Below are 12,639 nucleotides of genomic sequence, written 5' to 3'. Positions count from 1 at the left end.
TAATATCATTTTAACTTAAGGATTTAGTAGTAAGAATAATTTTAAAAGAACTGATTTATATCAAATAGTTAGCACTATTACAAAAATTATCTCTAGGTTATATAATTCGAGTGATAACTAATAATGAACAAAAATGGAAAAAACAAAACAAATAGAAAAGAAGGCTCCAGTACTGAAATTCATACTAATTTTGGCTGCTGCAACATCAGTAATACTGGTATTCACATTAACACCATGGAATTTTGTTCCAACTCTTGTAACAGAAGATGTCACTGTTATCGCAGTTACAGAACATGGTTGTGTTGGTGAATCAGTAATGAAACATTCAGTAGTAGTATCTGATTGCACTGCTAAACCAGGAGATGTAATTTCTGCAACATTTTACATTCCAGCAATGGAGCTAAATGGTTACTATGATAGAATCCAAGATAAACTAGCAATGGTTAATCCATAAACTCTATCTTTTTTTTAATTAAAATCAAAAAATATGAATTTTCGTTTTTAAAAAAAACTCAACCAAAAGTGAATGTGAAAATCTCAAACCCGGGGCTTTCAACTAAAATTTCCAAAGTATGATCTTCAGATGTTTCGGTTTGAACAATATTGTACAGTCTTGGTTCTTGTACTCTTACTTGTCCATTAATATCAACATCTTTTCCAGCAAAAGCAGGATCGATAGTTTTTCCATCAATTTTAATTTTTAAATTTGCATCACCAGCTGTTACTATGTTTACTTCTTTTCCACTATACGGAAGAACTATAGTTCCAGAGTTAGAAACTAATTTCATACTTCCTTCTAGATTTTTCCATGTTCCATCAAGATAGAATTTATGAATTTGTTTTGATTGTGGAATAGAGTAAGTTACATCTTGATTTGGTTGAAATCCTTCAGGACTTCCAAGTTGATTTCTGCCTGTTACAAAATCATATCCAAAATATAATTCAGGAGTTCTAATCCATGAATGCTCAAATTCTTTAATTTGAACTGTGTCTTCAGGCAGAGTTAATTTGGTTCCCATCAAATCTGATCTCTCCTTTAGTAATTGTTGAATTATTTTTTCAGTCTCCTGATATCCTCCTTCTCCAATATGATCATATCTAATGTATCCTTCAGAATCTGCAATGTACTTACGTGGCCAATAATTATTTCCAAATGCCTTCCATGTCTCTTTGTCATTATCAAGAACTACAGGATATGTTATTCCGTATTTCTCAACAGCATTCTTTACATTAGTAACATCTTTTTCAAATTCAAATTCTGGGGAATGAATGCCAATGATTAACAGTCCCTGATCAGCATATTTTTCATTCCAAGATGTAATGAAAGGTAAAGTACGAATGCAGTTTATGCAGCTATAAGTCCAGATATCATATAGCACAACACTATGATCAATTTTTTCTTGTAATTTATCAGGTTGTATGTTGATGTATTCAGAGATTCCTACTAGTTTTGGAGCTTTCTTGAATCCTGATTTGTCTATTTTAGTTATATCATTAACGGTATTTTGTTGAATAGAGTCATTTTTGGATTCTAAAACTTTAGAATCCAATGATGATAAGAATAGACTAAGTCCTATAACTGCAGTTACAATTATGATTCCTAAAATTATCGGTGTCTTTATTTCTGATTTCATTTAATCACCCTAACAACACCAATTTATCTAAAAGTGGAAAATTTGCAATGTATGCAAGTTGATTTGTAAATACAAGAATACCTAAAAAGATGATGAATCCTCCCAATATCAAATTATAATATTTTAGATGCTTACTCATTCCTTTAATTATTTTTGTAGCCCTTGAGAAAAATATGCCAATTAGTACAAAAGGAATTCCCAACCCAAGGGAATAGGCCAATAACAAATGAAATGAGACTGATGGGGTTGTGGCAGCAAGAGTAAGAATGGTTCCAAGTATTGGACCTACACATGGAGTCCATCCTGCTGCAAAAGCTAAACCAAACACAAAAGACAATGGATAACTAGATTTAGTTCTTTTAGGAAAATACTTTTTTTCTATATTCAGTGATTTGATTTTTGTTGATAATAACAAGAATATTCCAAATGAAATTATTATAACACCCCCAACATAATTTAGACTCTGTATTATTTCTCCAGATACGCTTGATAAAACACTATTAATCAAAACGCCTAAAGCAGAAAATACAATTGAAAATCCTAAAACAAAAAATACAGTATTTAGAATTATTCCTGTTCTGTTAATCGAAATAGTAGAATTATTTTTAGAACTCAGTTCTGTGACAGTAGTACCTGATATGTATGCGAGAAAAGCTGGAATCATTGGCAGTATACATGGTGCAACAAATGACCCAATCCCAGCTATCAAGGCTACAAAAATTGTAATTTCTGCCATTGAATAATTCACTTTTATCTAGTAATAAAACTAATTTCCAAATTATACCCATATCTTTCTGTGCATTAATCTTTAAGGTTTTTACAAAAAAGAGGATTAGTTTAAGAATTCAAACAAAAAAACATAGTAAGAAAAAACAACATTCTAAATCAAAATTAGGTTTTATCACTCATCAGATATTTTATATGAGCTTTATTACTCAGTGTTTTAGAGAAAAGTTGCCAGAAGAAACAAAAAATAGTGTGGATAATACATTACTTGAACGATTCGAACAAGAGATATGGAGTAAGACCCCTCATTTAGAAAAAAATCAAAGTGGAGTAAAAGTTATCAATGCAACACCATTAATTGACTTAACCAAAGTTCTGAAAGAATGTGCCAAAGAAATTTATAAATTAAATCTTGATGATAAGGATCTAAAAGTTTTTGGCAAGTTTGATTCAAACTTACTATCAGGTTCGATTAAAGTTAGACCCGCAGTTCATATCATACATGATGCAATACTTACAGGAAAACTGAAAAGTGGTCAAACAGTGATAGAAGCAACTTCTGGAAATTTTGGAATTGCACTAGGTCAACTATCTAAACTTGGATTAACCGTAGTCTCACTTGTTTCAAGAAAACTTCAAGAGGGTGTCTTCAAAGAATTAAGAAATGAAAATATCAGAATAATGGATCTTGATATGGATGTATGTCCTGCACCAGGAATGAAAGACAATCCTAATGTTTTAGCTGCAAAAGCAACTGCTTACAATATTCGATCACAGTTATCTGAACTTGGTTTTGATCCCACTATATTTGATAAATCAATTTCCGAAATAGAATCACTTTTAGCTGCTCAAGACATTATTAACTTGGCAAAATTTCTTGCCAAAATTTATGGGTGTTTCTGTCCAGAACAATACGATAATGAATTAAACACAGATGCGCATAAATCAATTACAGCAGTAGAAATTGATCAGCAATTACATGAACAAGGTTATTCTCTAGAAAATTTTGGAATTGTCTGTTCTTTTGGAACTGGAGGTACTTCTGGTGGTCTAAGTAATTACATTTCTGAAAAATATAATAAAAAATCAGTACACGTTGTATTTCCACCAGCTGGTCAAGATGTAGCAGGGATTAGAACAAAAGATAAAGCATCAGGTCTAAAACTATACAAACCAGACACATATGCGGGCCAATATGAGATAGATTTTGATCAAGCAAAACATCTTCTAAAGTATTTTGTAGAAAAAGGATACGATATTGGAGAAAGTAGTGCCTTAGAACTTTATGCAGCAATGCAAATGGCAAACTTTGGAGCAGAAAAAAAATTTGTCATAATCATAGCCGATGGAATCGAAAAATACAAAAAGAATCTAGAAGAGATGTCAAAGAAACAAAATAAAACACAAATATCTCTTCAAGAAGCAGTATCAAATGCAAATGAGTATGATAGAATAATTTGGGTTCATACTCAATATACTCCTCGTGAAGAGGGGATAGAAGTTATTGCAAAATCTCTAGGGGTAGATAAATCAAAGATATCCATACCAAAGGCGAGAACTATAAATCAACTTTTAGCAACACAGCAAATTCCTGAGGAATTAAGTAATGATCTCAAAGGAACTAAAGGAAAATCATTACTTGTATGTATGGCAGGAAATACATCATTAATGGCAGTAAATATTCTTGCAAGTAAAGGCATAGTAACCCAAAGTTTGAATGGCGGAATTACCAACTTACCTGAAGGAAGAAACAGAAATCTTGGTGAACTTATTAAAGCAGCTACAGAATAACCTTGAAATGTCTTTCAGTTTCCCAGCCATTTGCAGATTTAATTATTTCAGGAAAAAAAATAATTGAGTTACGAAATTGGAATACAAATTTTCGCGGGGAGTTTTTAATACACGCCCCTTTAAAAATAAGAATTGACGATGTAAAGAGATTAAAAATTAATAAAAAATTTGTCACAGGTGCAATTATAGGTAAAGCGGAATTATATGATGTAAAAAAATATAATTCAAGCAAAGAAGTTAGCAATGACAAAAAATTACATTATGCTTCTAGAAATTTTTACAGTAAAAGTTTTGGATTTATTCTAAAGAATGCAAAACCACTAAGAGTTCCAATTCCATGTAAGGGAAAACTGGGATTTTTTGATGTGGAGTTATCTAAAATAAAGATCAAAAACAAAGACATTCTAACTGACATTATTGATGAGGATTATAGATATCAGTGGATAGGACATCATTGAAAGGAATTACAATATTGGAAAAAAAGTTGGTCTAGTATATATAAAGGGCCTATTTAAAGTCCGTCGACATGCCTCAAACAAAGCCTATTGTTAGTGTAGAAAATGTAGTAGCATCTGCATCAGTAGACCAAAAAATTGATCTTAACGAAATAACTGAAAAATTCCCAGATACAGAATATCATCCAGAACAATTTCCTGGATTAGTTTTCAGACTGCAAAATCCCAGAACTGCGACATTAATTTTCAGAACTGGAAAAATGGTTTGCACAGGTGCAAAGTCTGAAGACATGGCGATTAAAGCAGTGAACACAGTAGTTCAAAAACTCCGAAAGGGTAAAATCAAAATTAAAAATGACGCGGTAATTACAGTTCAAAATATTGTAGCAGCAATTAATTTAGGTGGTAAAATTCATTTAGAAAAAGCAGCAAGAACTCTACCTAGAAGCATGTATGAACCAGAACAATTTCCAGGATTAATTCACAGGATGCTAGATCCAAAAACAGTCATACTGTTATTTGCGTCAGGAAAACTAGTATGTACAGGTGCAAAAAAAGAATCGGATGTTTATCGCTCGGTTCATAACTTACATTCATTATTAGAAGAAAAAAATCTAATGATATATGATCAATAAAAAATTTAATATTCAAACAACCCATTGTAAAATTTAATCTTAATTGACTAACGACATATTTGAAAAAGAAAAAATCAAACTAACACCAGAAAACGGTTTTAATTTAGTTGCCGTAGATTATTTTGCAGATTCGGATAATCAATTATACCTAGTGGAACATTTTGAGATGTATCAAGATGCATTAAATGCAAAAAAAGAGCGAAAAAATTCAGAGGATTATTTTATTTTGTATAAAGGCACGGGCGGAGAGTTCTTGTATAGATAACTTACTAAAAATATTATAGCTTACTTAATTTTACAACATATCTTATCACTAACCATACAAATTGATAGTCGTGGTAGAAAAAACCAAAGACTTGATTGATGTATTTTATGACAAAGAAAAAGTCATTAAAAATACCCCCATTTCAGAGCAGACTATTAAAAAGAGTGCAAAAGCAAAATATCAGATTTTTGATGAAGCTGAATTTACTCGTGGACGAGAGATACTAGGTGATCTAATAGTCCATGGCATGATAGCCTCAGGAGGTACAGACATTGACTGGTTAATTGAGCACAATGGGGGATTTGTCATACTTGAATTCAAAGGATTTCACAATGATAAGATCAATATTGCAAAAGGGCAAATTATTGCATATGAAAAATTACATGAAAAATTAAATCAAGCAACTAAATGTTATTTGTATATTATTGGTTGTGATGATGTAGATTTTTTAGATCCAGATTCAACTGTTTGGATATTTGAAATGAAACAATGGAAGACAGGGGCAATTCCAAAAAACACAATTGACATTTATGGTGAGGATGTAGGAAAGCAAAATAAATTTATTGTTTATCGTGAGTATATGGAAGAGATCAATATAGAAAAATTAAGAGAGATTATAGATTCACACTGGAAAGAATTTGAAAGGATTATGCCTTAAATGAAAATGTATTAGATTTTGTTTCTGAATTATTATTTACTTGTATAGTATATGTGCCAGATTTATCCCATCCAGGGCCACCAGCAATAGCTAATGTAGAAAACCGTCCATTATTTTTTACAGATATTGCCTCAGACCAAATTAACTTACCATCTTGATTTTTTATTGAGAGAGTTACTTTTCCAGAAGTATCAGATGTTCCACTTATTGAAATTATATCACCCTTTTGATATGTAGCTAAATCAGTTTTAATTGAAAGTGATGCAGATGATGAATCTTCTGAAATTATTTGAGAGTCATTAGATTCAAGATTTAAAATTCCAGTTAAAGACATGCTGATTATAATCAACATTACAAATGTTGCTCCCCCTGCGCCCAACAATATTTTTGTATTTTTTGATGTGGATTTTTTATTTTTGTTTGATTTTGAATAAAGTGATTCAACTTTTTGTGATGATGTTTTTGAAAATATTACATCTGGAACAATAGGTTTTTCGTTACTCTGGTGCTTTTCTTCGATTTGGTTATCTTGAATCTGAGGAATTCGCCCAAGATGTTTTTCGGCTAAAGATTTAACGTAGTTTCTCTCATAATTGCTAATTACTTCATTGTTTTCACAAGCACGGTAAATTTGCTTTAAGATTCGCTCATCACCTTTTTCCTTGTCCAGTAATTCCTTAACATCGTCAATGAGGGGATCAGTCATATTTGATTAATTCTCACACTAGATTATTTATGAAGTTACCTTGTTTAAGATTTCTAAGAATTAATAAAAATAGGCTCAAATTACCTTTATGTATAAAGTACTAATCAATAACAAATCATTTTAAGAATATCTTAAAGATTTGTGTATCATCTAGAATGTATTTTTTGAGCTTGAATAATCACAGTTCGAATGTAATCTTTTGCTGTAGATTCAGATACGCCCATCTGTTTTACTCGTAGATACAGATCGTATTCTTTTGGATTACTCAAATAATACTTTAAGAGGTAGTTGAGTCTGTGGGACCTTTTTTCATCGCTTTTCATAATTCTTCTTTTATTGTATACTAAAAAGGCCAAAGGATAATGATATAACCAATTGATCCAATAGTATCATAAAATTAGAATAAAAACATATGATCTTTTTTAAATAATAGAAATTTAGTGAAACAAATGAAGCGAATTGAGGCAACCATTCAGGTTGACAAAATTGGTCCCGTTTCTGATGCGATTAAGGAGATTGTAGGTGGATTTACCATATTAGAAGGAAATGGTAGAGGTTCAGGTACAAGACAAACTATGAGAGCGGGAAGAGGAACGGGTACTTTTGTTGCAGAATTTAACAAGGTTGCAACTGTTAGTACAATTGTAGAAGATTCAAAAGTTGAACAAGTTATCAAGGCAATTTCTGATTCAGCATTTTCAGGAAAAGCTGGGGATGGAATAATTGTTATATCTACAGTTGATGATGTTGTAAATATTGCATCAAAAAAGAGAGGTTCAGAAGCCCTCTAATCATTTTCTTTTAATAAAAAAATAATTTAAAATAAATTCTTTCATTAAATAAATTGATAATAGAATTTCAAGATTATTAAGAAATTGTCTCAAATTATAAAGTGGTGAAAAAGTGAAAAGATATTGAAGGGACTATACTGGCTTATCTTAGGACTATGTGTTTGGTTTATTCCAACTATTATTTTTCAAATAATCGTAACTTCTGAAGATTCAGTAAAAACTGCAGAAGAAGCAGTCTCTGAAATTCCAAAAGAAGCTGTAATTGTTCTATTTGGTATTTCGTTACCAATTATAGTCAAAGGAGTAATCACAATTCGTAAAGAGCGTAAAAGATCGAGGGTCGAAGACTCGAAAAAAAATAAGAAATTCAAGAAATAAAATAATCAACCGAGAAGGCAACAATTGCCCTCTCAGGATGGTGTCCCTTTGGGGGACATGTTTAGTAAAGGGATAGTAAGTCATTACAATCCGAGTATAAAAGCAAATGATTTAGTTTCTTCAAAATATTCCAAGTAATTACATGGATCCAGCTTCTGTATAGACAATAAAAATATGCTAAAAATCAACAGGTACAAAGTAAAGATAAGTGGGCATGAAGTATTTTACATTCATTAAACAAGTATAGATAATGACAAAAAAAATCAGTGAAACAAAGTATGAACAAAAATTAGATGAAATTTTTGAGGAAAAAGACATCAGATTTGCAGGATTTGTAGATAAAGAGGGAAATTTGATTAAAGGAAAATTTAGAGAGGATATAATTCCATTTGAAACCAATGAAGAGCAACAAAAAATATTCAGAGAATTAGCATACAGAGTTGCAACTAGAAAACATTTTGATTATTCCATGGGGGCTGTGAAATATTCAGCCTCAAGACGTGAAAAATTAGTTATGATGAGTTTTCCACTAAAAAACAGCATTCTTTTGATTACAACAGAACCAAATGTAAACATAGACAGAATAGCTTACAGAATAATTCAGATTTTTGGAAATGAATGGTAATTTTCTAGATATTAAAAAATAATAATGAAATAGAAAATCAACATAATATCCGTAAATTTATTCAGATTTAGAGGTAAAATTAAAACAAATGTTTGAAAATTATATGATCATGTAATAAATAATGATGTGCTACTATTGGTATGACAATTAAAACAAGATATATTTTTGGTTGCAGTCATGATAACAGAAATATTTTATCAACAGCAATTTTTGAGAGAGGGTTAGAAGTTCCAGCAATATTTTGTGATGATTGCATCACAATCTGTGATATTTGTCTAAAGAAAAAAGAAACTAAAATGTATGACAATCTTGAATTGTGTGAAAAATGCTATACAGAAGTTAAGAGAATTTTAAATAATTAAGATTCTTGTTCTGGAATTACATTTAATGTCATCGTAGTTCTAACATGTGGTAATTTTCTAATTGCTTTAGTAATTATATTTTCTAGTAATTTATGTTCAGATGTTTCAATTTTACAAATAATATCATAATATCCAAATACAACATCAGCCTCTTTTACTTCTGGAATATGACTTAGATTTTTTAAAATATTATATTCTTCTCCTTTATCGCTGTGTATGACAACATATGCTTGAATATCATTTCTGCCAAGCATCGAACCAATAAGTTTTTCAGATGCATGAAACAACTCTTTGCCTTCTGAGCGGGTAAGAGTCATTGTAGAATGTATCTTGGGCATCTTTCGAATAAAATTTGTAATAATCTTTTGAATTTTTTCCTCAGAATCAGATTCAATTTTTACAATAACATCATAAAGACCAAGAGTGCCATGTACTTCGGAAACATCATTCAGAGACTTTAATGATGAAATTACATTTTTTTCTGATCCAAGATCACAATTTATCAAAACATATGCTTTTGCCAAATAGACTCCTTATTCTTGGCCTTCTATTCCCATTAAAGTTAGTGTTGATCTGATTTTCTGTATTTTTCTTATCTTCCAAGTTATAGTTTCACGCAATGATTCAACTTGTTTTGATTCCACTTTAGCTAAAATATCATAAGCACCAAAAACACCATGAACTTCTTTGACTCCATCTATTGTTTTTAATTCAGAAATTACTGATTCTTCCGAACCAAGATCACAATTTATCAAAACATATGCTGTTGCCATTTAGTCATCACCTTGTACCATGGTATGTTTAGCATATCAAAATATATAAAAATAATCCAATTTGGTTAAATATTAGTTACTAAAATAGATAAAAAATAGATACATGTATAGAAATTATAAAATATTGTTTAAATTTGTATACAGATAATAATTTTAGATTATGAGAATGAACAATAAGCATCATCCATAATTTTAGTAAGTTCTGTGATATTTTTTGATGTTGATATTTTTGGTCGTATTTTTGAACCGCCTTTGATTCCTTTAGTAAATCTCATTGCTTGTCCTTTGATGTTTGAAAATTTTATTTTATATTGAGTAGAAAGTGAGAGATATTCAAAAAATGAATCTATCTTATCTTTTAATGAATATTGTTTGTATGTTCCAGTCTTTAGATAATCATTAATTTGTTCAAACAAAAAGGGATTCCCCATTGCACCCCTACCTATCATAACATAATCACAACCAGTTTGATCAATCATATTTTTAGCATCTTCAGGAGTTGTAATATCACCATTACCCACTATTGGAATATTAGATATTTCTTTAAGTTCTTTAATCATTTTCCAATCAGCATTACCGGAATAGCCTTGAGAAACAGTTCTTGGATGAAGAGTTATCATTTGTATTCCTTCATCTTCTGCAATTGTTGCAATATCTTTGAAAAGATATCTACTTGCATCAGTGACTCCTGAACGAATCTTTAGAGTCACAGGCTTTTTTACTGCATTTACAAGAGTACTAAAAATTTGCTGAGTAAGATTAATTTCTTGCAAGAGTGCACCACCAGCCATTTGTTGTGTAATATGCGGTGCAGGACAACCCATGTTATAATCAATAATATCAAAAAAAGGTTCTACTATCTTTGCAGCTTTTTCTAATGCTAAAAGATCAGAACCAAATAACTGAACGGATAGTGGACGTTCTTTTTCAGAATATTCTAAAAATTCTTGAATAGTTTTCTTGTTTTCTTTTAATTGATGTTCTTTAGCAATTATACTGTGAATACTAGTAAACTCTGTAACAACCAATCCAGCACCCATTTTTTTACATTGTAATCGTAGGGCAGGATCACTTACACCAGCCATTGGAGCTAAAAATGCTCTGCTTGAAAAATGTGGAAGCATGATTATAGTTTTGATTACATGATATATTTATCATGTTAAATTATTTTTGTAAAGATTAAGAATAAACAAGAAATATTATGATTCTGGGCAGCCGTCGATTATACCAATATAATCTTCTGGTACTAGAGGACATTTATCAACATCATTGATAATACCATCTAAATCATCATCATGAACAAACCTTTGCTGTTCTGGGGTAATGTCCGGACAACCGTCAGTGTCTCTATATTTATTCCAAGTTTCTGGATTTGATGGACATTGATCAACATCGTCTGGAATTCCATCTTTATCAGAATCAGGACGTGTTGGTGCTGTTGATTGTGCACCTGGAGTGTCAGGGCAACCATCCCAATCCAAGTAGCCGTTAAAGTTTTCAGGTTCATTAGGACATGCATCCTTGACATCTGGGATGCCATCACCATCAGCATCTGGTGCTTTGTATGTAGTCATTGTATCAGATACTACATCTGGACAACCGTCATCATCTTGGAAATTATTGTAAACTTCTGGTGCTGATGGGCATGTATCTATTGCATCTGGAATACCATCTCTATCAGTATCTAAATTAGAGAGAATTTTATCTGGACAACCGTCTTTATCTTGATAACCGTTGAATGTTTCTGGTTGACCAGGACATAAGTCTAGATTATCTAAAATTCCGTCACCGTCAGTGTCTGCAGATGGTTTGTCAGTTGGAAGTGAATCAGGGCAACCGTCATGTCTTGGAATTTATTGTAAGTTTCTTTAAGATAAGGACATAGATCATTGCTGCCAAAGATACCGTCAGCGTCTGGATCTCCAAATGAATCATAAACTATTGTATCAGGACAACCGTCATCATCTTGGAATTTGTTAATAATTTCACGTTGTGTGGGGCATTGATCAATATAATCTGGGATGCCATCAAAGTCAGAATCAGCCCGTGTTGAGATAGTAGAACCTGTACTTGGAGTATCAGGACATCCATCCCAATCCAAGTAGCCGTTAAAGTTTTCAGGTTCATTAGGACAAGAGTCTTTTACATCAGTTACTCCATCACCATCAGCATCTGGGAATTGATAAGTAGTTGTAGTTTCAGTTACTGTGTCTGGGCAACCGTCAGTGTCTTGAAATTATTGAAAGTTTCAGAATTGTATGGACATGCATCTTTTACATCTGGTATACCATCAAAGTCAGAATCAAGTGTGGAAGCAAATTTGTCAGGGCAACCGTCAGTGTCTTGGTAACCATTGAAAGTTTCTGGTTGACCAGGACATAAGTCTAGATTATCTAAAATTCCGTCACCGTCAGTGTCTGCAGATGGTTTGTCAGTTGGAAGTGAATCAGGGCAACCGTCATCATCTTGGAATTTATTGTAAGTTTCTTTAAGATAAGGACATAGATCATTGCTGCCAAAGATACCGTCGCCGTCATAATCTCCAACCATAGCAAATTCAATGATATCGGGACAGCCGTCATCATCTTGGAAGTTGTTAAAATTTTCACGTTCTAAAGGACATTTATCTACTTTATCTGGAATTGAATCATAATCTGAATCAACTAAAGCATTGGAACGAATTCCTGATATGTCTGGACATCCGTCCCAATCCAAGTAGCCGTTAAAGGTTTCAGATTCATTAGGACATGCATCCTTGTTATCTTCTATTCCATCAGAATCGGCATCAGGAGCTTGGTATGTATTTACAGCTTCAGAGATAGAATCAGGGCATCCGTCAT

Annotated in this window: 17 protein-coding genes and 1 pseudogene; 10 read left to right on the top strand and 8 right to left on the bottom strand. The window is 31.8% G+C overall.

What is annotated here, in order from left to right; genetic code table 11:
• Positions 1-133 precede the first annotated feature (133 nt).
• On the top strand, positions 134-454 hold the full coding sequence (locus BG20_RS10180) for a hypothetical protein (RefSeq protein ID WP_010194876.1): 321 nt from the start codon (positions 134-136) through the stop codon (positions 452-454).
• Between the two features lie 58 nt (positions 455-512).
• Here BG20_RS10180 and BG20_RS10175 read toward each other — a convergent pair whose 3' ends face one another.
• Together BG20_RS10175 and BG20_RS10170 are read right to left on the bottom strand one after the other, a co-directional pair.
• A complete protein-coding gene (locus BG20_RS10175) occupies positions 513-1,634 on the bottom strand; it encodes a redoxin family protein (RefSeq protein ID WP_010194873.1) in 1,122 nt (373 codons plus the stop codon).
• 4 nt (positions 1,635-1,638) lie between these two features.
• Complete coding sequence (locus BG20_RS10170) at positions 1,639-2,370, bottom strand: cytochrome c biogenesis CcdA family protein (RefSeq protein WP_007403002.1); 732 nt, start codon at positions 2,368-2,370, stop codon at positions 1,639-1,641.
• A gap of 185 nt (positions 2,371-2,555) precedes the next feature.
• Between BG20_RS10170 and BG20_RS10165 the strand changes: the two genes are divergently transcribed.
• The 5 genes from BG20_RS10165 (at position 2,556) to BG20_RS10145 (ending at position 6,164) form a co-directional block, all read left to right on the top strand.
• Positions 2,556-4,151, top strand: coding sequence for a pyridoxal-phosphate dependent enzyme (locus BG20_RS10165; RefSeq protein ID WP_048097232.1), 1,596 nt, complete (start codon positions 2,556-2,558; stop codon positions 4,149-4,151).
• Between the two features lie 2 nt (positions 4,152-4,153).
• A complete protein-coding gene (locus tag BG20_RS10160) occupies positions 4,154-4,609 on the top strand; it encodes an ASCH domain-containing protein (RefSeq protein ID WP_010194869.1) in 456 nt (151 codons plus the stop codon).
• A 68-nt stretch (positions 4,610-4,677) separates the two neighbouring features.
• Entirely contained in the window at positions 4,678-5,241 is a 564-nt protein-coding gene (locus BG20_RS10155; protein ID WP_007403005.1) for a TATA-box-binding protein, read from the top strand.
• 43 nt (positions 5,242-5,284) lie between these two features.
• A complete protein-coding gene (locus BG20_RS10150; protein WP_010194867.1) occupies positions 5,285-5,506 on the top strand; it encodes a hypothetical protein in 222 nt (73 codons plus the stop codon).
• Positions 5,507-5,576: 70 nt separating this feature from the next.
• Positions 5,577-6,164, top strand: a complete 588-nt coding sequence (locus BG20_RS10145; protein WP_007403007.1) for a hypothetical protein — start codon at positions 5,577-5,579, stop codon at positions 6,162-6,164.
• On the opposite strand, the gene BG20_RS10140 is transcribed toward BG20_RS10145, so the two are convergent.
• Together BG20_RS10140 and BG20_RS12815 are read right to left on the bottom strand one after the other, a co-directional pair.
• Complete coding sequence (locus tag BG20_RS10140; protein WP_010194864.1) at positions 6,154-6,870, bottom strand: hypothetical protein; 717 nt, start codon at positions 6,868-6,870, stop codon at positions 6,154-6,156. The genes BG20_RS10145 and BG20_RS10140 overlap by 11 nt on opposite strands.
• A gap of 146 nt (positions 6,871-7,016) precedes the next feature.
• Positions 7,017-7,193, bottom strand: coding sequence for a hypothetical protein (locus BG20_RS12815; protein ID WP_007403009.1), 177 nt, complete (start codon positions 7,191-7,193; stop codon positions 7,017-7,019).
• Positions 7,194-7,319: 126 nt separating this feature from the next.
• On the opposite strand from BG20_RS12815, the gene BG20_RS10135 reads away from it, so the two are divergent.
• The 4 genes from BG20_RS10135 to BG20_RS10120 all read left to right on the top strand — a co-directional run bounded on the left by BG20_RS10135 (position 7,320) and on the right by BG20_RS10120 (position 9,026).
• Positions 7,320-7,661, top strand: coding sequence for a P-II family nitrogen regulator (locus tag BG20_RS10135; RefSeq protein WP_010194861.1), 342 nt, complete (start codon positions 7,320-7,322; stop codon positions 7,659-7,661).
• Positions 7,662-7,784: 123 nt separating this feature from the next.
• Positions 7,785-8,039: a hypothetical protein gene (locus BG20_RS10130; RefSeq protein WP_010194857.1), complete on the top strand. Its 255-nt coding sequence runs from the start codon at positions 7,785-7,787 to the stop codon at positions 8,037-8,039.
• 250 nt (positions 8,040-8,289) lie between these two features.
• Entirely contained in the window at positions 8,290-8,664 is a 375-nt protein-coding gene (locus tag BG20_RS10125; RefSeq protein WP_010194855.1) for a DUF6659 family protein, read from the top strand.
• A 140-nt stretch (positions 8,665-8,804) separates the two neighbouring features.
• Positions 8,805-9,026 carry a hypothetical protein gene (locus tag BG20_RS10120; protein WP_007403014.1) on the top strand — a complete coding sequence of 74 codons (222 nt, stop codon included), beginning with the start codon at positions 8,805-8,807 and terminating at the stop codon, positions 9,024-9,026.
• On the opposite strand, the gene BG20_RS10115 is transcribed toward BG20_RS10120, so the two are convergent.
• The 4 genes and pseudogenes from BG20_RS10115 to BG20_RS10100 all read right to left on the bottom strand — a co-directional run.
• Positions 9,023-9,550: an Lrp/AsnC ligand binding domain-containing protein gene (locus tag BG20_RS10115; protein WP_010194852.1), complete on the bottom strand. Its 528-nt coding sequence runs from the start codon at positions 9,548-9,550 to the stop codon at positions 9,023-9,025. The two genes, BG20_RS10120 and BG20_RS10115, sit on opposite strands and share 4 nt — an antisense overlap.
• Before the next feature lie 9 nt (positions 9,551-9,559).
• Positions 9,560-9,799, bottom strand: a complete 240-nt coding sequence (locus BG20_RS10110) for an Lrp/AsnC ligand binding domain-containing protein (protein ID WP_007403016.1) — start codon at positions 9,797-9,799, stop codon at positions 9,560-9,562.
• 158 nt (positions 9,800-9,957) lie between these two features.
• On the bottom strand, positions 9,958-10,923 hold the full coding sequence (dusB, locus tag BG20_RS10105; RefSeq protein WP_010194841.1) for a tRNA dihydrouridine synthase DusB: 966 nt from the start codon (positions 10,921-10,923) through the stop codon (positions 9,958-9,960).
• A 75-nt stretch (positions 10,924-10,998) separates the two neighbouring features.
• A pseudogene (locus BG20_RS10100) lies at positions 10,999-12,639 on the bottom strand (thrombospondin type 3 repeat-containing protein); the annotation flags it as partial.

The sequence above is a fragment of the Candidatus Nitrosarchaeum limnium BG20 genome, assembly GCF_000241145.1.
GTDB lineage: Archaea > Thermoproteota > Nitrososphaeria > Nitrososphaerales > Nitrosopumilaceae > Nitrosarchaeum > Nitrosarchaeum limnae.
Note: the sequence above shows the minus strand (reverse complement) of the source record. Positions and strands in the feature narration are given on the sequence as shown.